19 protein-coding genes are annotated in these 17868 nt (G+C 60.6%); 8 read left to right on the forward strand and 11 right to left on the reverse strand.

Features of this window, described 5'->3' with window-relative positions; all coding sequences use genetic code 11:
* Positions 1–5: 5 nt before the first annotated feature.
* Positions 6–1007 carry an LLM class flavin-dependent oxidoreductase gene (locus tag ACFWW4_RS19290; protein WP_411892352.1) on the reverse strand — a complete coding sequence of 334 codons (1002 nt, stop codon included), beginning with the start codon at positions 1005–1007 and terminating at the stop codon, positions 6–8.
* Between the two features lie 113 nt (positions 1008–1120).
* On the opposite strand from ACFWW4_RS19290, the gene ACFWW4_RS19295 reads away from it, so the two are divergent.
* Positions 1121–1561: a PaaI family thioesterase gene (locus tag ACFWW4_RS19295; RefSeq protein WP_411892353.1), complete on the forward strand. Its 441-nt coding sequence runs from the start codon at positions 1121–1123 to the stop codon at positions 1559–1561.
* A complete protein-coding gene (locus ACFWW4_RS19300; RefSeq protein WP_411892354.1) occupies positions 1558–2007 on the forward strand; it encodes a methylated-DNA--[protein]-cysteine S-methyltransferase in 450 nt (149 codons plus the stop codon). Before ACFWW4_RS19295 ends, ACFWW4_RS19300 begins: the two co-directional genes overlap by 4 nt.
* Before the next feature lie 8 nt (positions 2008–2015).
* On the opposite strand, the gene ACFWW4_RS19305 is transcribed toward ACFWW4_RS19300, so the two are convergent.
* Positions 2016–2888, reverse strand: coding sequence for a LysR family transcriptional regulator (locus ACFWW4_RS19305; RefSeq protein ID WP_411892355.1), 873 nt, complete (start codon positions 2886–2888; stop codon positions 2016–2018).
* 95 nt (positions 2889–2983) lie between these two features.
* Here ACFWW4_RS19305 and ACFWW4_RS19310 point away from each other — a divergent pair, with 95 nt between their 5' ends.
* The gene (locus ACFWW4_RS19310; RefSeq protein ID WP_411892356.1) at positions 2984–3820 is read left to right on the forward strand and encodes an EamA family transporter; all 837 of its coding nucleotides are present in this window, start codon (positions 2984–2986) and stop codon (positions 3818–3820) included.
* On the opposite strand, the gene ACFWW4_RS19315 is transcribed toward ACFWW4_RS19310, so the two are convergent.
* The 7 genes from ACFWW4_RS19315 to ACFWW4_RS19345 all read right to left on the reverse strand — a co-directional run bounded on the left by ACFWW4_RS19315 (position 3817) and on the right by ACFWW4_RS19345 (position 9967).
* Positions 3817–4512 carry a CDP-alcohol phosphatidyltransferase family protein gene (locus tag ACFWW4_RS19315; RefSeq protein WP_411892357.1) on the reverse strand — a complete coding sequence of 232 codons (696 nt, stop codon included), beginning with the start codon at positions 4510–4512 and terminating at the stop codon, positions 3817–3819. The genes ACFWW4_RS19310 and ACFWW4_RS19315 overlap by 4 nt on opposite strands.
* 88 nt (positions 4513–4600) lie before the next feature.
* Positions 4601–5182, reverse strand: a complete 582-nt coding sequence (locus ACFWW4_RS19320; protein ID WP_411892358.1) for a cytochrome P460 family protein — start codon at positions 5180–5182, stop codon at positions 4601–4603.
* Positions 5183–5286: 104 nt separating this feature from the next.
* Positions 5287–6201, reverse strand: a complete 915-nt coding sequence (locus ACFWW4_RS19325) for a tyrosine recombinase XerC (RefSeq protein WP_411892359.1) — start codon at positions 6199–6201, stop codon at positions 5287–5289.
* On the reverse strand, positions 6198–6902 hold the full coding sequence (locus ACFWW4_RS19330; protein WP_411892360.1) for a DUF484 family protein: 705 nt from the start codon (positions 6900–6902) through the stop codon (positions 6198–6200). Before ACFWW4_RS19330 ends, ACFWW4_RS19325 begins: the two co-directional genes overlap by 4 nt.
* Positions 6903–7260: 358 nt before the next feature.
* Entirely contained in the window at positions 7261–7893 is a 633-nt protein-coding gene (locus ACFWW4_RS19335) for an imm11 family protein (RefSeq protein ID WP_411892361.1), read from the reverse strand.
* Between the two features lie 135 nt (positions 7894–8028).
* Positions 8029–9165 (reverse strand): AAA family ATPase, encoded by a 1137-nt coding sequence (locus ACFWW4_RS19340; protein WP_411892362.1) that lies wholly within the window; start codon positions 9163–9165, stop codon positions 8029–8031.
* Entirely contained in the window at positions 9152–9967 is an 816-nt protein-coding gene (locus ACFWW4_RS19345) for an RNA ligase family protein (RefSeq protein ID WP_411892363.1), read from the reverse strand. Before ACFWW4_RS19345 ends, ACFWW4_RS19340 begins: the two co-directional genes overlap by 14 nt.
* Positions 9968–10251: 284 nt before the next feature.
* Between ACFWW4_RS19345 and ACFWW4_RS19350 the strand changes: the two genes are divergently transcribed.
* On the forward strand, positions 10252–10848 hold the full coding sequence (locus ACFWW4_RS19350) for a LysE family translocator (RefSeq protein ID WP_411892364.1): 597 nt from the start codon (positions 10252–10254) through the stop codon (positions 10846–10848).
* Positions 10849–10852: 4 nt separating this feature from the next.
* Here the strand turns inward: ACFWW4_RS19350 and ACFWW4_RS19355 are convergent, their stop codons facing one another.
* Together ACFWW4_RS19355 and fsa are read right to left on the reverse strand one after the other, a co-directional pair.
* A complete protein-coding gene (locus tag ACFWW4_RS19355; protein WP_411892365.1) occupies positions 10853–11740 on the reverse strand; it encodes a hypothetical protein in 888 nt (295 codons plus the stop codon).
* A gap of 10 nt (positions 11741–11750) precedes the next feature.
* A complete protein-coding gene (gene fsa, locus ACFWW4_RS19360; RefSeq protein WP_411892366.1) occupies positions 11751–12404 on the reverse strand; it encodes a fructose-6-phosphate aldolase in 654 nt (217 codons plus the stop codon).
* 98 nt (positions 12405–12502) lie between these two features.
* On the opposite strand from fsa, the gene ACFWW4_RS19365 reads away from it, so the two are divergent.
* The 4 genes from ACFWW4_RS19365 to ACFWW4_RS19380 form a co-directional block, all read left to right on the forward strand.
* Positions 12503–13132, forward strand: coding sequence for a LysE family translocator (locus ACFWW4_RS19365; RefSeq protein ID WP_411892367.1), 630 nt, complete (start codon positions 12503–12505; stop codon positions 13130–13132).
* Positions 13122–15314 (forward strand): primosomal protein N', encoded by a 2193-nt coding sequence (locus tag ACFWW4_RS19370; RefSeq protein ID WP_411892368.1) that lies wholly within the window; start codon positions 13122–13124, stop codon positions 15312–15314. Before ACFWW4_RS19365 ends, ACFWW4_RS19370 begins: the two co-directional genes overlap by 11 nt.
* Before the next feature lie 107 nt (positions 15315–15421).
* Entirely contained in the window at positions 15422–16963 is a 1542-nt protein-coding gene (locus tag ACFWW4_RS19375; RefSeq protein WP_411892369.1) for a methyl-accepting chemotaxis protein, read from the forward strand.
* Between the two features lie 678 nt (positions 16964–17641).
* Positions 17642–17868: phospholipase effector Tle1 domain-containing protein (locus ACFWW4_RS19380; protein ID WP_411892370.1), on the forward strand; the 227-nt coding region annotated here is incomplete at its 3' end.

A 17868-nucleotide genomic window follows, 5' to 3' on the forward strand; every position in this document is an offset into this window, starting at 1 on the left:
CGTCCTCAGGCGGCTGCTGACCGGGTTTGCAGCCCTGTCAAAATATCCGCTGCAATCTCGAACGACCGTAATCGCGCGGCGCTGTCATGGATCATGCCTGTGATGATCAACTCATCTGGTTGGTAGGTGTCCAGAAGCGATTTCAACTGCGATCTGACGGTGTCTGGTCCGCCGGTGGCCGAACAGCTGAGGGCGGCGTTGACCTGTGCAAGGACCTGCGGTGGGATCTCTTGCGAAAGGTCATGCGTGGGCTTTGGCAGTTTGCCCGGCTTGCCTGTGCGCAACCGTGCAAAGGCCAGTTGTTGTGAGGTTCGCAAATAGGCGGCTTCGTCGTCCGTGTCTGCCGCGCAGACGCCTGCTGCCATCATGACATAGGGTTGCGCCAGCCATTGCGAGGGCTGGAACCGGTGGCGATAGATCGCAATTGCCTCTTCCAATGCAGCTGGCGCGAAATGCGAAGCAAAGGCGTAGGGCAGGCCCAGTTGGGCTGCCAATTGCGCGCCGTAAAGGCTGGAGCCGAGGATCCAGACCGGAACATGTGTGCCTTGCCCCGGAATGGCCTGAACCCGGCCGGGCGCATCACCGAAATAGCCAAGCAATTCGGTCACATCCTGTGGAAAGCTGTCTTCGGGTGCCATGTGCCGCCGCAGCGCGCGGGCTGTCGCCATATCGGTGCCGGGGGCACGGCCAAGGCCAAGATCAATCCGGTCAGGATAGAGCGTGGCCAGCGTGCCGAATTGTTCGGCCACCACCAGCGGGGCGTGGTTAGGCAGCATGATACCACCGGCGCCGATCCGCATGGTCTTCGTCGCCGCGGCCACATGGCCGATCACCACCGCTGTGGCAGCGCTGGCGATGCCGGGCATGTTGTGATGTTCGGCCAGCCAGTAGCGGTGATATCCTTGGGCCTCTGCCGCGCGTGCCAGCTGAACGGTGTTGGCAAGCGCATCAGCGGCACTGTGGCCTTCAGGGATGGGCGACAGGTCGAGCAGTGAGAAGTGATACATGTGGCAAGGCTCCTGCCCATTGATCTAGGGGGCGGGCTGGCCAAAACCAAGGGGCTTGGCGGCCATCACCGCGTCAGTCTAGGTTGCGCAGGAGTTTGATGGGAAGATCCGAGATGACAGAGTTTCGCAATCCAGATGCCGTGGCCCGGATGCGGGCCGATTTCGCCAGGCAGGGGGCCATGTCGGCGATGGGGATTACGGTTACGGATGTTGCCCCGGGGTGGGTGGTGCTGGAGATGCCGTTCAACGCGGATTTCAGCCAGCATCATGGGTTTATGCACGCCGGGGTGATCACGTCAGGGATGGATAGCGCCTGTGGCTTTGCCGCCTTCACGCTGATGGAGGCGGACGCCGAGGTGCTGACGGTTGAGTTCAAATGCAACTTCATGGCCCCGGCCAAAGGTGCGCAGTTCCGGTTTGAAGGTGAGGTGGTCAAATCGGGCCGGACGCTCACCTTTACCGAAGGCCGTGCCATTGCGCTGGATGGCGACGCGGCTGTGACCGTTGCGACAATGACCGCGACGATGATGGCCGTGCGCGGCTTGAAGCCGTGATTTGTGAGGCGTCGCCGGTTGGTCCGTTGGGGGCCGATGCCGAGGACGGTGCCATTACGCGGTTGATCTGGGGGCGTGGTGGGACGCTGACCCAAGGGGCGTTGCACGACCAGTTGCGCGATGAGATGGCTGCCTATTTTGCGGGCCATTTGAAGAAATTCACCGTGCCGCTGGCGCCACGTGGCAGCGCCTTTCAGCAGGAATTCTACACCGCCCTTTGTGCCATTCCCTATGGCGAAACCCGGACCTATGGCGATCTGGCGGCGGATTTGGGTGTGTCGGCGCAGGCCATCGGGCAGGCCTGTGGGGCCAACCCGATTGCGATCCTGATCCCGTGCCACCGGGTTTTGGCAGCGAACGGATTGGGCGGGTATTCCGGCGCCGGCGGAATCGAGGCGAAGGTGACCCTGTTGCGGCTGGAAGGGGCGGCAGGGTTGTTGATCTGACGGTAGGGTCAATTGTGGGCGAGCCGAGAGAGCCAATCGACAAACAAGATGACTTCTGGCGTCGCGCGCGGTTGCGTCAACGCGTGATAGATATGCCCGTTTGGCGCAAAGCCGTGCGGTGCAATCAATTTCCCAGCCGCCAGATCGTCGCGCACCAGCACCTCGGGCGCGATGGTCATGCCAAGGCCGGATGTGACCGCCTGCAACAGAAAGTAGAAATGTTCGTACCAGGTCACGTCGTCATCAGGCGGCCCAAGACCCTGTGCTGCGCACCAATCTGTCCATGCGTCCGGTCGGGTCCGGGTCGCCAATCGCGGGATGCCGGGTGGGATCAGCGATGGCACGTCGAACAGCCATGCATGTTGTGGGGCGGCAACAAGGCCTGTCGCGTCAGGTATCAGCGGTGTGACGGTCAGGCTGTTATCCGCAGGCAGCGGCCCGACGCGGATGGCCACATCTGATGGTCCGCTCAGGCGGGCGATCGGCGCGTCATCGGTGGTCAGGCGTACCTTGAGTTGGGGGTGCCGATGCTGGAAATCCTGCAGACGCGGGATCAGCCAGCGCATCGCCAGTGTCCCAAGGCAGGACAGGTCGATGATGCCCGGTGTAGGGGCAAGCGCCCGCAACCCATCCTCAATCAGATCCAGCGCTTCGCCGGTGCGGCGTGCCAACGTCACGCCGTCTGGCGACACTGAACGCAGGTTGCGTGGCCCGGTGAGCAGCCGCGCATCCAGCAGATGTTCAAGCTGTGCGATCTGGCGGCTGATGGCGCTATGGGTCACGCCCAGTTCCTGGGCTGCAGCGGCCATCGTGCCCAGCCGCGCAAAGCTTTCAAACGCCCGTAGTGCAGTCAAGGGCAGGGTACGGCGTTCAATGTTCATGAAACTCACAACGGGTTTGAGAATTGGGCGCTTTGAAAAGCTATTGCGCCGATGCATTGTGTGTCAAACGAAAGCAGGCCGGTAGGACGGGTATCATGACAATCGGGGTATTTCTGGCCGTGCTGGGCGCTGCATTTCTGCATGCGTCATGGAACGCCCTGATCAAGTTGGGCGCGTCGAAAATGACCGGCATGCTGATCCTGACGCTGGTGCAGGGGGGCGCGGGCCTGATCATCGCGCTGAGCCGTCCGTGGCCGGACGCCCAGGTCTGGTTGTGGCTTCTGGCCTCTGGCGTGTTTCATTCGGCCTATAAATTGTTTCTGGCTTATGCCTATGAACAGGGTGATCTGAGCCGGGTCTATCCAATCGCGCGCGGGGCGGCACCACTAATGGTCGTTGTGATTTCGGCCCTATTTCTGGCGGATGTGATCCTGCCGTGGGAATATGTGGGCGTGTTCGTGCTGGGTCTTGGCATTTTGACCATGGCGCAAGGAGTGTTTTCGTCAGGCGAAAGCCGCCGGTTGGTTCCCCTTGCCATCGGGTCGGCCATGGCAACGGCGGGATATTCGCTGGTGGATGGCTTGGGCGCGCGGGTTTCGGGTGACGCAACCGCTTATGTGGGCTGGCTTTTTGCGCTGGATGCCTTGTTTTTTACACCAATCTGCCTGGCCCTGCGCGGGCGCGCAGTGCTGGTGGCGGATCGGCGGGCATGGGTCATGGGCAGTCTGGCGGCAGGGGCATCCTATGGCGCCTATGCGATTGCCGTCTGGGCAATGACGGTTGCCCCGATTGCGCTGGTTGCCGCCTTGCGCGAAACCTCGATCCTGTTTGCGGTGCTGATCGGCTGGGTCTGGTTTGGCGAAAGGTTGGGGGTGACCAAGGCGATTGCGGCAGCCCTTATCGTGGGTGGGGTCGTCCTGACCCGGCTCTAGCCATCGCTGCCATACATCAACTGCTGCGCGGCCCCGGCAAAAAGCAGATAGACGGATGTCACCACCAGCCCCCAATGGGCCCAGCTATCAGGATAGAAATCGACCCAGGCGGCCCAGCCGGCAAAGAATGTCCAGGCGAGCGCTGTCGGCAGCGTCAGCATCCGCCAGCGCTCCGTGCGGACGGGATGGACGAATTTGACGGGGACGAACATCGCGACGGCAAGGATGCTGACCAAGGCGAGGGAGACCCAGAAATTCGGCTCCAGCGCAAAGATGACCAGTACCAGCATGTTCCAGCAGCCCGGAAAGCCGGAGAATGAGTTATCCTTGGTCTTCATCCGTGTATCGGCGAAATAAAGCGCCGAGGTGAAGGTGATGATGATGATCGCCAGCCACCCCGTCCAGCCTGGAAGCAGCCCGGATTTGAACAGCGCATAGGCGGGTACGAAGACGTAAGTGAGGTAGTCGATGATCAGATCCAGCAGGACGCCATCAAAGGCAGGCGCGTTGGATTTGACATCGTATTTGCGTGCGAGCGGCCCGTCGATGCCATCCACGGCAAAGGCCACGACCAGCCAAAGGAACATCAGGCTCCATTCTTCTTCGACGGCGGCCAGCATGGCGAGCATCGCAAAAACGGCGCCGCTGGCAGTGAGCAGGTGAACGAAAAGGGCTTTGGCACGCAATGTCATCGGATTGTCATGGCCCATGACCGCGCCGGATGCAAAAGGAAAACCCGCCAGCATGGCTGACGGGTTTTCAACCGTGGCGATGATGCGTCTATTGCCCGATGCGGACTTCCTCCAGCGGGTATGCCAGCATGTCGCGGTAGTCCCATGCGATGTGGCAATCATGGCAGAACGATTGCTGGACATTCATGACTTTGCCATTGGGCTGCACGCCGGCATAAAGCCAATCATTGGTGTCGGGGGCAGCGCCCGGATCAAGCTTGGTCATGATAAAGAGCGGCCCCGGCCGCGCAGCCCCGCGTTGTGAACTAAGCGTGATGCTTTCCTTGGCCAGAACAGAACCGGCCGGCATGACGAACCCTTCCTCGGCGAACTGTAGATATTGATCGGCGGCGATATCATTGGCGAAGGTTTGCAACAGACGCTCACCATGCGGTCCGGCGACGGCGGGGCGTGTGGATGTCACCGCCCAGTCGCGGTAAACACTGCCGACCGGGTCGCCTTCTGCAGCATAGCCTTCGGCCATCTGATCCTTCAGGCAATCATAAAAGGCGAGGATTTCCGGTTCTTCCAGATCGAAAGAGCTTTCGGCGGTATATGCGGTGCAGTCCTGCGCCGCAGCAGCACCTGCGGTTACTGTGGCAAGGGCGGCAATTGTCAAACGAAGTTTCATGGCTGATCCTATGCGCGATGTATTGGTATGCAAATGGATACTGACACCGATGCGCCTGTCCACCTAGTCACAAGGCGACACATTGGCGTGACGGTTTGTGTCAGTCAGGCCTTCGGATGGGCCTTGTCGTAAACCTCCATCAGGTGGGCCGCATCAACGGCGGTATAGGCCTGTGTGGTCGACAGGGATGCGTGCCCGAGCAGTTCCTGGATCGCGCGCAGATCGCCCCCCGCTGACAGAAGATGCGTGGCAAAGGAGTGGCGCATCGCATGTGGGGTGGCGGTGGCTGGCAGGCCAAGTTGCATCCGGGCCTGTTCCATCACTTTCTGGATCGCCCGGGGGCGCAGTGGCCCGCTGCGGATGGCCCGGAACAAGGGGGCGTCCGCCTCGACCGGGTAGGGGCAAAGCCGGACATAGGTCTCAACCGCGTCGCGCGCGGCATCAATGACTGGCACGATGCGTTCCTTGCCGCCCTTGCCGGTGATCCGCAGCACCTCTGGCAAGGGGAAGTCACGCCCCATCAAGCCCAGTGCCTCTGATATCCGCAGCCCGCAGCCATAAAGCAGGGTGACGACGGCTGCGTCGCGGGCGGCGACCCAAGGGTCGCGGGCCTGCAATTCGACCGTGTCGATCATGGCGCTGGCCGCGCTCACCTCGAGCGGGCGGGGCAGTTTTTTCTGAAACTTCGGCGCGCGAGTGGACAGGACGGCAGTGGGTTCGAACCCTTCACGCTCTGCCAGCCAACGGTAGAAGGATTTGACGGCTGACAATGAGCGGGCCAGCGACCGGGCGCGAACGCCGCGTGCCCGTTCATGGGCCATCCAAGATCGCATATCGCGCACACCGATTTTGGCGATCGGGCCAAGGCCCTGTGTGTCGCCATTATGCTGGGTCATGAAAGACAGAAAGCCCAGCACATCGGTCTGATACGCCTTGATCGTGTTTTTCGCAGCACCCGCCAGTGCCCGCTGATGGTCGAGCCATTTGGCAAGCGCGTCAGTGAGCGCCGGGGCGATCACCGGTCAGCGGTCAGCCAGCGGCGCATGGCCCTTTCGAACACACCGGCAAAAAATGTAAGCAGGTCAGTGCCTTGCTGCGGCGTGAACTGCGCCGCGTCCTCCGCCCCCATCACCAGCATACCGGGCAGGTGGTCAGGCCCCAGATCAAGATGCAGGCAGGCTTCTGACAGGATGTCCTTGCCTTGCCCATTGTAAAGCGCGCTGCTGATCTTTTGCGTGGCCCGCAAGGTCACTGGGCGGACGGGTACATTGCGACCAAGGGTGACGTAGCCATCAACAAAACCTTCGGGCATGACCACGACGGCTGGGCCCAAATCGGCGAAGTCTTCCCCGGTTTCGCTTTCCAGCACCAGACGAATGGTATCCACGCGCAGGATGTCGGCGACATCGCCGGTCAGCGCGGTCAGAAACGCGAGAAGCGTGTCGGCCTCAAGCATCCGAAGGATCGCACGGTGGACCTGATTTGTGCCCGCAAGGTTGTCATAGGCCGCGGCGATGACGTTGCGATGGGTGTCTTCCAACCGGTCGAACCGCGCCTCAAGCCGTTCCATGGCGATGGAGCGCAGATCAACGATATTGACGCCCATATTGTCGTCATTGGCACCGACGAGGGCGCGCATCACGTCAGCATCTTCCAACAGCACATTGGGGTTCGCGATGATCTTTTCCCGCAGATCATTCGCCATCAGTGTTTTGTTCATTTTGCCTGCTCTGTTTTTGGTTTTTTTGCAGATTAGCAGAGGGATGCGGGCATTTCTTCATTTATTTTTCCCAAACCGGCCGAGGGTGTTTTTTCGGTGTCACCCCGGCTGCTGGCGGGTGTTGCGTGACCCCCACCGCGCGGTGGAAATGTGCGGGCCATGCGAATCAAGTGTTAACGCCATATTTTATTGGGAAATGCCCGGTCGGCATCGCGTCGGATTTGCGTCGGCAAAACGTCGGACCCCACCGTGCGGTGGGGTCGATTAACGGAGCGTGCGGCGGCGTTTGTTAACGGGTGTTAGGGATTTGGAGCAGAATGGGTGAAATCACCCGCCCTATGGGATGCCTTGCAAAGAGCTAAATCAGCGGCAGCGGATCGCTGAAGCCAACGCCAGTCAGCTTCGCGTCTTCAACCGCCTGCTTCAACCTTTCAGACGCATAGAAATGCCCCGTGATGCCGCCTTCCACAAAAATGTGATGGTCCTTCACCCCGTCCTTTCGGAAAACCGGTTGGATCGGGCCAGGGCGAGGCTCTCCCATCATAGCGTATCCGAGATATTTACCATTTTCTCTTAGCGGCGGATTGCTCGCCTCGTGATCAAGCGTCCAGATACGCGTGCGGGGTACAAACCAGTAATACGGCCGTTCATCGACCGATTTGTCTTTCCAGACGATCTGCACCGGCACGAATTGATGCACGCCCGGCTCCAGCGCCTCGATCACATCGCGGAACCGTTGCGAGCAGATCTGGCCCATCCGGTGTATCGCCAGATCGGGCAGGTTTCCCTTGCGTTTCTTGGGGCGTAACTTGGTCGGCAGATATTCGGTTTCGATCTCGCGCCCTGCGCGGAAAGCATGTGTCTGCATAATACGAGCGGGCGTGCGGTCAGGTGACTTGTCCACCATATCGACCTTGTCATAGTCGCCGTCCAACTCCTCGAAGTAAAGGTTATAGGCGCCCTCGGTTGTTGGAAAAAGATTGTACATCATGCTCGGTCACTTTGCGCCTTCGATTTCGTTATGAACCTACTTTAACCAAGAACATCCATGTGGTCGGCCTGCAAATAATCCAACTGAGAGAACCATATATTTGCCACCAATGCGGGGTGGGTGAAATCACCCACCCTACGGGACGATGAACGTCACGTCGTGTCCTTCCAGGCTGGTTGGAGGTTCCAGTTTGCGTGCCAGATCGCTGACGACGCCGCCTGGAACGGGTGCAGGGCGGTTGGCGTTTTGCCGGGTGAGTTGGTCTGGTGGCACCTCAAGATAGATCAGGTGAATGCGTGCGCTGTAGTCGCGCAGGAGCCGCAGCACCTTGGCCCGTGTCTGGGCAGTGATGTTGGTGGCGTTCCAGACGAAATCCTGTCCTGCCCGCAGATGCACGCGTGCCTGTTCATAGGCGGCCTGAATGACTGCGCCCTGATTGTCGGTGGGGGCGGTGCCTGTCGCGGCGCGGATGGCGTCGAGGCTGACAACTGGCAGGTCGGGCAGATTGGCGGCGATCCATGTGTCCTTGCCGGTGCCCGGCAGGGCGGACATGACATGGGCGGTGCAGCGGAAATCCTCTTGCGCGGCATAATGCGGGTCCCGGTCGTCGCGTTCGAGAAAGGCAAGGCGGCTTTCGGCATTTGCGAAGGGGAAGGGGCCTGTTGGGCACCCGGCCTCAGCAAAGCTGGTCTGCGCCAGTGCGACGTTGTCCAGCACCGCCTGCTGATCATCGCAAATACGCCCGAGCGCATCCGCACGTGCGTGCAAGCAGAGTAGATCGGGCCGACAGATCAGCGACGTCGCGATGGCGAGCCGTTCCGGGGTGGGCCGTTCGATCAGCCAGAAGGGCAGTTGGTGCTTGGCGATGATCCCGCAGACGGCCTCTCGCCAATGGAAATCTACCTGTGCCTCTCGCAAGACCCCCCGTGCGATGGACGCCCCCAGACGTGAATGTCCGCGCGAAGTGATCCGGCCGTCCTCTTCGTGTTTGGTTGTGCCCGGCTTGCCGATGTCATGCAGACAGGCGGCCCAGAACAACATGCTGCGGTCTGGATCCGGCAGGGCGCGCCAGTCGGGTTGGGTCACCAGTGCCTCGACCACCATGCGGGTGTGGGTGCCTGCATCGCCTTCGGCATGATGGATCGGGTCCTGCGGGCAGGTGTCGAGGGCGGCGAACTCTGGCCAGAGGCCCCAGATGGCAGGCCAGTCGATCTGCCAGCCCGGGGCCTGTGGGACAAGGGATAGCAGGTGGGCAAAGTCAGGCCGTTTCATCATAGGCCCCTTTCACCCCAAGCACGGGCGCAAAAATATCCACCCCTTCTGCCAATTGGTTCGGCAGTATGGGCCGGTCCTGCCAATGGCCTTCGGACGCTTCGATCGCCTGCAGGAAATCGTGGCGCACATATTTGAAGCGCTCCGTCACGCTGCCCGCTGGTTCGACCTTGATATAAAGCCCCTCAGCCAGATCGCTGTCTTCGGTCTGTTTGGCGACAAAATCGGCGCGGCTGCCAGAGGCGATGGCCGCCTTGTCCAGCGCATCCCGCCAGCTGGCTGATTTGTAAAGCGAGGGTCTGATCAGGTTGGTGATGTCTGCGGCGGTCCGGATGGGCCGGTGATGCACAACCGGCACCGGCATGATGGGCAGGCCTGTCAGCAGCTCGCGCCGGGCGGCGGTGGACAGGAACAAGCAGGTTTCCCGGTCATAAACGTCAAATTCCATGAAGTAATGCGGCAGCTTGTCGTAAAAGACCGTGTGCTTGGCATACATCCATTCGCCATACATCACATAGCGCGCACCCAACACGGCCTGCAGCCGCGTCAGATGCACATTGGCCCATGTCTTGAGCATGTCGAAATGCCGTTCGCGGTAACCGCCGGTCAGGTAGTGCCCCCGGCTTTGCAGCATCAACTGCCCGTCGGTGAATGAGATGGCGCAATTCGCTCCGTCCACCTTTTCTTCGATGGTGAGGTGGGTATCGCGCAACTCGGCGATGGGTTTGTCATCGTTCAGGTCACCGGTTTGCAGCCGCGACCCTTCAATATGCCGCGTGCGCGGGTATTTCAGCAGTGTCATTGGTATCTCACGAGAGGTTGGGGCGATTGGGCCGCCCGAATTGGACATAACAAACAGCCCATCCCGTCAGGGTGGGTTGAAGGTTCAGGTTATGTCGCTGCGCGTTACATGGCTCTCTCATGGGGCAAAGGGTTTGCGTTGGAGCGGGTTAAACGGGGCTTTGTTCAAAATCAAGCGTTGTGATTGGCGGTGTGCGGACAGTCGACGGGTCAATGCGCAGGAAACGGGTCGCTTGGCGGGCTGGCCGGGCGCATGCTGATGAAGACCATTCGCGGAGTTGCCCCATGTTCGAAACCATTGCCGCCCTTGTTATTTTCCTGTTCCCGCTGGCTTATAGCCCCGGACCCGGCAACCTGTTCTTTGCCGCCAATGGTGCCAGGTTCGGCTTTCGGGCGACGATGCCTGCCAATGCGGGTTATCATCTGGCGACATGGGTGGTGACCGCGGGGATCGGCTTTGGCTTTCTGGCCGTGATGGAGCGGTTTCCGCAGGTGTTCGATATGCTCAAGATTGCCGGGTCGCTCTATGTGCTGTGGATTGCGTGGAAGATGTTCCGGTCCAGCGTGCTGAAGGATGAAGGCGCTGCCCGTCCGGCGCGGTTTGTTGATGGGGCGCTGCTGCTGGTGCTGAACTCCAAGGCCTACGTGATCATGGCGCTGATGTTCACGCAGTTTCTGGAGGGCTCGCAGGCGGGACAGTTGGTGGCGGTGCTCGTGATTGCCACGGTCTTTACGCTGAACAATCTGCTGGCATTCTCGCTCTGGGCGCTGATGGGCGACGCGATTGCGGCGGGGTTTCGGAGTGAGGACAGCGCGCGACGGCTGAATGCGGTGTTTGGGATTGTGCTGGCGGGTGTGGCGGTCTGGATGTTGGTGGCTTGAGGGTTCAGCCGTCGAACTCAGCACTGCTCACGACATCCTGCAGAAAAGAAACCCGGGCGGCAGCATAAATTGCCTGGCATTCCGCCTTGCCGCCGTCGGGTGCAAACGGATTACGCAGATAGATATCGCAGTCGAGGTTGCGGCTGATCGACCATGTGTCCTGAGCCACTTTCAACGTATCCAGAAAGACCGGTTCAGTGAGTTCGGCAAGATAGGCCAGCGCTGCATCGAACCGTGTATCCAACAAGGTATTCCATGCGGCAGCCTCTTCTGCCCAGCAATTGCTGGCATCGGCGGCCGGATCGCAGAGGCCATTGGAAATCTCGACCTCCCGCTGACGCCCAATGCAAAGTGTTGCCGGTGCGCCGGGGCTGAGCCGTTCCAGACAATAGCCAAGCGGGTCATCCTGCCCATCACCCGTCAGCCGCGCCAGTACCCCGATCCCGTCAAACGGGTTGTTGGGCTCGACCGTGCCCGCATCGCAGGTCAGCGTCTGGGTGTCGCCATTGGGCAGCCGCACGATGATCCCGCCTTCGGCCGTCGCATCGGGATCAATGCGCAGGCGGGATGAGGTGAACATCTCGTACCCGTAATTGCCGTTATAGAGCGTCACGTTTTCGTAGATGATAGCGCCGGTGCCCTCAAACGGCGTGTAGGCGACATCTTCGAATATGCGGGTCATTTCCAGCGTTGGCGCGCCGCCGGTGGGGCCGAACGCGTAGTGCAGCGTGTCGCCTGCAAGGCAGAGGTTCAGCGTTCGCGCGCCGTCTTCAACGGTGCAGGACAGCAGGACCGTCTCGTCAGTGGTGCAGGGCCGTGCGGCGGCGGTGATCGGCGCGAGGGCGCTCATCAGAACCAGAACACCCAGACATGTTTTGGCTCCGATGGTCATGGGTGCCTCCTCAGACGATTTTGATGCCGGCCTTTTTCGCGTCGGCCATGAAGGCATCGAGCCCTTTGTCGGTCAGGACGTGGTTCGCCATCGCCTTAATCACATTGGGTGGGGCCGTGGCCACATCCGCCCCGATCTTGGCGCATTCGCTCATGTGGTTGGCCGACCGGATGGAGGCGGCGAGGATGTTCGTCTCGAACCCGTAATTGTCATAGATCGTCCGGATGTCTTCGATCAGGTCGAGCCCGTCCATGTTGATGTCGTCAAGCCGCCCGATGAAGGGGCTGATGAATGTGGCCCCTGCCTTGGCGGCCAGCAGTGCTTGGTTGGCCGAGAAGCAGAGGGTGACGTTGACCATGATCCCGTCATCCGTCAGCGTCTTGCAGGTTTTGAGGCCAGCCCATGTCAGCGGGACCTTTACCGCGATGTTATCGGCGATCTTGGCCAGTTTGCGCCCCTCGGCCAGCATGTCATCGGCTTCCAGTGCGACCACTTCGGCCGACACCGGTCCGTCGATGATGGCGCAGATTTCCTTGGTCACTTCGAGGATGTCGCGCCCGGATTTCATGATCAGCGACGGGTTTGTGGTGACCCCGTCGACCATCCCGAGGTCGTTGAGTTCCTTGATCTGGTCGATCTCGGCGGTGTCTACGAAAAACTGCATGTCGGTGCTCCGGGGAAGGGGTTGGCGTTTGCTTGAGCCTCGTTTACCTCATGGGGGTCGGAGGGAAAAGCCCTTCGGGTCTGCAAGGGGTGCGCGTGATGGATTTTCAGCTTTGGATTGCGTTTGTGTCGGCCTCGATCGCGCTGCTGCTGATCCCCGGGCCGACGGTCATTCTGGTGCTCAGCTATGCGCTGAGCCAAGGGCGCAAGGTCGCTGTTGCGTCGGCCGCAGGTGTGGCGCTGGGAGATCTGATCGCGATGACCGCGTCGCTGGTGGGGCTGGGGGCGTTGGTGCTGACCTCGGCCGCGTTGTTCACGATGATCAAATGGGTGGGCGCTGCTTATCTGGTATGGATGGGGTGGGGGATGCTGCGTGCGTCTGGCCAACAGAGCGGGCTGCGCGTAGTGGATGCCCCGGCGCTGCCTGCGGGCCGCATCTTTCGCCATGCAACTGTCGTGACGGCACTGAATCCCAAGTCGATTGTGTTTTTCATTGCTTTCGTTCCGCAATTTATCCGGCCCGATGCGCCGCTTGTCCCGCAATTTGCGATCCTGATTGGCACATTTGTCGGCCTCGCGGCCATGAATGCACTGGCTTACGCCTTGTTGGCGGACCGGCTGCGGGCGACCATCCGCCGCCCTACGATCCTGACCTGGCTGACCCGCGCCGGTGGCGGTGCTCTGATCGCGATGGGTGCGCTGACGGCCACATTGCGCCGTGCCGCCTGAGTTCTTTCATGAAGGCGATCTGGTTGGTGTTCTGACCACCCAGCCACTCGACCGCCTGCTGGACTACAAGGCGCCCGAGGGGGGGTGCCATCTGGGGGCCTTTGTGGAGGTGCCGCTGGGACCGCGCAAGGTGCTGGGCGTCGTTTGGGGGCCGGGCAAGGGTGATTATGACCGCGCCAAGATCCGGTCGGTCATCCGGGTGCTGGATGTGGCGCCCATGCGCGATGAGATGCGGGAGTTTCTGGGGCGGGCTGCCGATTACACGCTGACCCCGATGCCAGCGATGCTGCGCTTGGGGACCCGTGCGCCGGGGCTGGGCGACCCGCAGTCGATGCGCAAGGTGTACCGGCTGGGCGATCGGGAACCGGACCGCGTGACCGGGGCGCGTGAGAAGGTGCTGGGCGTCTTGCGCGACTATGGCGGCTTGTCATTCACTCTGCGTGAATTGGCTGAGATGGCGGGGGTGGGCACCTCTGTTGTGAAGGGGCTGGTCAAGCAAGGGGCGGTGTCGGAGGAGGAAGCCCCGCGCGATACTCCCTATCCGCGACTGGACTCCGATTATGGCGGCAAGGAACTGAGCCCGGATCAGGCCGCAGGTGCCGACGCGCTGCGCGCGGCCCTGCGCAGCGATACCTATGGCACGACCCTTCTGAAAGGGGTGACCGGGTCAGGCAAGACCGAGGTGTATCTGGAGGCTGTGGCCGAAGCCTTGCGGATGGGCCGTCAGGCGCTGGTGTTGCTGCCTGAGATTGCCTTGTCCGGCGAGTTTATCAACCGGGTCGAGGCACGTTTTGGCATGAAGCCTGCTGAATGGCATTCCGGCGTGACCATGACCGAACGCCGCCGCTGCTGGCGCATGGTCGGGCAGGGGGACGCGCAACTGGTTGTGGGTGCCCGTTCGGCGCTGTTTCTGCCCTATCAGAACCTTGGCTTGATCGTGGTCGATGAGGAACACGATACCTCCTACAAGCAGGAGGATGGCGTGCTGTATAACGCCCGCGATATGGCTGTGCTGCGGGCAGCGATCAATGACGCGCAGGTGGTGCTCGCCTCGGCCACGCCGAGCCTTGAAAGCTGGGCCAATGTCGAGGCGGGGAAATATGCCAAGCTGGAGCTAACGTCGCGGTTCGGGGCTGCCGTCATGCCGAAGATGGCGGCGATTGATATGCGGGTGGAGGACGTGCCTGGCGGCAAGTGGGTTTCGCCCACCTTGCGGGCCGCGATCCAGAGCCGTCTTGAGAAGGGCGAGCAATCGCTGGTTTTTCTCAATCGCCGGGGCTACGCCCCGATTACACTCTGCCGTGCTTGTGGCCACCAGATTGGCTGCGATCAGTGCGATGCGCGCATGGTGGAGCATCGGTTTCTCAAGCGGCTGATGTGCCATCAATGCGGCGAGACAAAGCCGATGCCGACGGTCTGTCCGAGTTGCGAGGCTGAGGATCGGTTGAGCGCTGTTGGCCCCGGCGTCGAGCGGATGGGTGAGGAGATTGCAGGGCTGTTCCCGGATGCGCGGATCGCGGTGTTGTCGTCGGATCTGTATGGGTCTGCGCGGGCCATGAAAGCGCATATCGAGGAGATTGCGGAAGGTGGCACCGATATCATCATCGGCACGCAATTGGTGGCGAAGGGCCATAACTTTCCGCTACTCACGCTGGTGGGGGTGATTGATGCCGATCTGGGCTTGCAGGGGTCCGATTTGCGGGCCGCTGAGCGCACATTCCAGCTGATGCGTCAGGTTGCGGGGCGTGCCGGGCGCAGCGACACGCCGGGCGAGGCGCTGTTGCAAACCTATCAGCCGGAACATGGTGTGATCCGGGCTATTCTTGCGGGCGATGAAGAGGCGTTCTGGGCTGCTGAGGCCGCCGAGCGCAAGGCGGCGGGCGTGCCGCCATATGGGCGCATGGCAGGCATCATCCTGAGCAGTCCAAATGTGCAGGAGGTGTTTGATCTGGGTGCGGAAATGGCGCGCATGGATCAGCCCCTGCGCCAGATCGGGGCGCAGTTGTTTGGACCTGCACCGGCGCCCATTGCAAGGGTGCGCGGGCGGCACCGGGTGCGGCTGCTGATCAAGGCTGATAAGACCGCGCCCTTGCAAAAAGCGCTGTCGCAATGGGTGTCGCAATTCCGGCTGCCAGCAAATCTGCGCCTGTCGATTGATATCGACCCGCAGAGTTTTTATTAAAAAACAAACGGTTATGCTGATAACGCTATCTTAAATCCTGTTGTGCACTTCTGACCGCGAACCCCTTGGCGGGGATGTGTATTTGACGACAGGACCCACGGATCGCAATGACAACGCATTCTGACAACCATGCCCCTCACAATATGGAAGGGGTTCAACTGGCCCTGTGGAACCTTGCCGTTCTTACGCCGATACCGGCAATTGCGGCCTGGATGATCGGCAATGCGGTGCTGGGTATTGCGGTTGTGTCCTTTGTCCTTTGCGCGGCGACCTTTGCTGTTGCGCTGAAGCTGCCCGCATTGGCCAAGCCAGCGGTGGCTTTTGCCTTGTTGATCCAGACGATGGTGCTGACGGCGGCGTTTCAGGGGAATCCTTGGCAGATCGACACACATATGATGTATTTTGCCGTGCTGGCGGTGATCGCCGTGATGTACGACATCAGGGTGCTGATCGGGTCGGCGGCGTTTATTGCCCTGCATCATCTGGGGATGAGTGTTACGATGCCTATGATGCTGTATCCTGATATGACCGAAGGGTTTATCGCGCGCACATTGCTACATGCGGCGGTTGTTGTGATGGAAACGGTTATCTTGACACTGGGACTGTTGCAGCGACGCGAAATGGACAGGGCAATGGCCTCACAACGCGAGGCGATTGAAGCCTCGAGCGAGGCGAGCCGCGCTGCAGAAGAGGCGGCAGAGGGTGAGCGCCGGTCGGCGGATACCGCTGTGGAAGTGCTGAGCATGCATTTGCAGGCGCTGTCGCAGCAGGATTTCTCGCGGATGATCGACGAAAGACTGGACGGGCAATATGACCGCGCGCGCCAGAGCTTCAATAACCTTGTGATCAGCCTGCGGGATGTGTTGCGGACCGCTGCTGAGACATCGAGCGATTACAATATCAGCGCGCGTGAATTGTCAGATGTGGCGGATGAACTGGCCAAGCGGACGATGCGCCAATCCGATACCCTGTCGCAGACGGCAGGCGGGCTGCAGGATCTGACCCGCGCGTTGCAGGACACCGCTGAGGGGGCCAAGAAGGCCAATGAAACCGCATCGCAGGCCCGCGACAGTGCCGCGCGCAACGGCGATATTGTCCGGAACGCTGTTGAGGCCATGAAACGGATTGAAGGTTCGTCAGGTGAGATTTCCAATATTATCAGCATGATCGAAGATATCTCTTTCCAGACCAACCTTCTGGCGCTGAATGCCGGTGTCGAAGCCGCCCGCGCAGGCGAAAGCGGGCGCGGCTTTGCCGTTGTCGCCTCGGAAGTGCGCGCATTGGCACAGCGGACATCGGAGGCCGCGCAAAGCGTGAAGCAACTGATCTTCAAAAGCTCGCAAGAGGTCGAAGCCGGGTCCGATCTGGTGAATGCGGCGGGCGAGGCATTGTCGATCATTGTCGAGCAGGTCTCGCAGACCAGCGAAATGATCGGCGAGATCACGCAATCGGTCAGCGGCCAGGCCGGCGTGTCGCGTGATCTGAATGATGCGGTGCAATCGCTGGACCGGGCAACACAGGAAAACGCCCAGATGTGTGACCGGATGAAATCCATGGGTCACCAGCTGAATGCAGGTGCGGCGGAACTGTCAGGCGCGCTGTCAGGCTTTCAGTTTGACGATCGGGACGACGTGCGGCTGGCGGGGTAGGATCGCCGTCTCATAACGGTTCATGCAAACCCTTTGGACGCTGGCATTCTGGCGAAAAACCCGTTCATTGGAAGCGTTGCACTATTTCACGCGAAAGCGGGCCCAGATTTGCGAGAAAAAAGGTAAGCCTTTGCGCGCATCTCTCGCCATTCGCTCAAGACCGTTTTTGTGGCGGTAAGCTGTTTGAACCGCATCATTATGGTTCGGCACCAAGAGCCAATTGGCGTAGGCAGCGGCAAAACCCGCCGTACTTTGCAGGGCGCGGGCGCACCCTGTATTGCTGGCATAACCAAGGTATCCTCGGGTCTTATCGGTACGGGGATCAAGGCGGTGTCCCTGGGAGTTTTCCGCCAGTTCATGCCATCAATGACCCGTGGGGCCGCCAGTTTTTTGATCCTATCGACAGAATAAATGGAAGCATGATCGGACAAGTTTGCGACAGGAGCGACACGCTTCGCTGTCAGGCAATCGTTTGCTGGGCGAAGGTCGAAAGCAGAGGTACGCCTTCCGGGCGGCTTTATGGCGATCGCAAGCTGACATTGTGGAATTGAGGCGGACGCTGGATATCAATCCGGATAAGGTTGGCCAGTGGTCGAAACGTCAGGCAGTTGAGGATCAAAAGAGCGGCCTGAATGGCCTCTTCCGACGGTTCTCAGCGTTAAAGAAGAGGCCCCGGGATTGCGCCTGCCGATTGTCTGGCGCTGGGCGCAAGCGCAGCATGATTTTCACAACCATTCGCTCGGCGGTCATGTTCGCCACGGCTTTCATGCGTTGGGCATGGATGAACGTCGCGAGGCCTATGCCCCGGTAATGTGGGCCTGCCCACCGGGTTGGAAAGGCCATATGGAGCAGGTTTGGTTCAAGGGAAACCATGGTGATGTGGGTGGACAGGTGGGGGATTACCC

Source organism: Yoonia sp. SDW83-1 (assembly GCF_046762885.1).
Classification (GTDB): Bacteria; Pseudomonadota; Alphaproteobacteria; order Rhodobacterales; family Rhodobacteraceae; genus Yoonia.